This is a genomic window from Streptomyces sp. NPDC098789 (assembly GCF_044759975.1).
Taxonomy (GTDB): Bacteria; Actinomycetota; Actinomycetes; order Streptomycetales; family Streptomycetaceae; genus Streptomyces.
Map to the genome: position 1 here is coordinate 1 of NZ_JBIWAJ010000071.1, position 1,193 is coordinate 1,193.

General features: G+C 63.7%; 3 protein-coding genes. 1 reads left to right on the forward strand and 2 read right to left on the reverse strand.

Annotated elements, in window-relative coordinates:
- Positions 1-62: 62 nt before the first annotated feature.
- On the reverse strand, positions 63-299 hold the full coding sequence (locus ACIQWR_RS41530) for a transposase (RefSeq protein WP_404021384.1): 237 nt from the start codon (positions 297-299) through the stop codon (positions 63-65).
- A gap of 87 nt (positions 300-386) precedes the next feature.
- On the opposite strand from ACIQWR_RS41530, the gene ACIQWR_RS41535 reads away from it, so the two are divergent.
- Entirely contained in the window at positions 387-626 is a 240-nt protein-coding gene (locus ACIQWR_RS41535; RefSeq protein WP_404021386.1) for an IS3 family transposase, read from the forward strand.
- Here ACIQWR_RS41535 and ACIQWR_RS41540 read toward each other — a convergent pair whose 3' ends face one another.
- Positions 627-1,121, reverse strand: coding sequence for a transposase (locus tag ACIQWR_RS41540; protein ID WP_404021389.1), 495 nt, complete (start codon positions 1,119-1,121; stop codon positions 627-629). It abuts the gene before it with no gap.
- Positions 1,122-1,193: the final 72 nt, after the last annotated feature.

Below are 1,193 nucleotides of genomic sequence, written 5' to 3' on the forward strand. Positions count from 1 at the left end.
CGTTCAACCGGAGCTTCGTTGCGTGCGTGACGGGCCCGACCAAGCGGCTCTGGCCTACGGACTCACACGATCACCATGACTTTGAAACGGCCCTGGGTCACTGTCTTGTCCCGGTGCCCGTTGCGCCAGCCGGTGCGGGCCTCGGTGTGTTCGCCCCACTCGGCGCCGATCCTCGAGGTGGCCTCGGCCTCGATCAGTTCCTGCAGCAGGCGTTCGGCGACCTCGCGGACGAGTTCAAGACCGTCCGCCGAACGTAGTGACTCGAGCAGGCGAAGTAGGTCATGCTGGGACAAGGCCACCGTGCACTCCTTGGATTGAACTGGCCGTTCACCAAGGACATTTGCACGGTGGCCTGCCTCTTCTCAGGGAGCATTCAGTAGCCGCCGATGCACGCGGGAGCACTCAAGACGGCGCACTTCCCAGCCAAGATCAGTTACACCACTCAGCGGGACACCATCGCGAACCAGGCCTTCTTCGAGTATATCGACGGCTTCTACAACACCACCCGCATCCAAAAACGCCTCGGATACCTCAGCCCCATCGAGTACGAGGAGAAGTTCTACGCCGAACAGGCAGCGGCCGAACGAGTGAACCGGAACACCCAGCAACCCATCACGACCAGCTGATCAGTACCTCCCACCCACCGGGGGAACCTCATATCGCAGCGAGGCCCTGACCAGGTGGATTACGCAGGTTTGGACCGTGGCCCGGGGCCAGACCGCGTTGATCGCGTCCGGCAGCCCCAGCAGGCCGTCGCAGCAGGCCACGAGCACGTCTTCGACCCCGCGGGCCTTGAGTTCGCCCAGGATGGTGAGCCACTGGCGGGCTCCCTCGCCGTCCTTGCCGATCCACAGGCCGAGCACATGCTTGCAGCCGTCGAGATCGACGCCGACGGCGAGGTAGACCGGCCGGTTGGCGACCTTGCCGTCCCGCACCTTGATCCACAGCGCGTCGATGTAGACGACCGGCCAGAGCGAGTCGAGGGGCCGTGACTGCCAAGCCGTGATCTCGTCGTTGACCGCGTCGGTCACCTTCGAGATGAGGTCCGGTGACACGTCCGTGCCGTACATCTTCGCCAGGTAGGACTGGATTGAAGTTTCCCCGTGATCTCGGACACTCAATGTCTACGCCGCGAGGGCGTGCTGATGCCGTTGCCTGTCTCGGCTGGGGTGAGGTAGCCGAAGGTCTTGTGC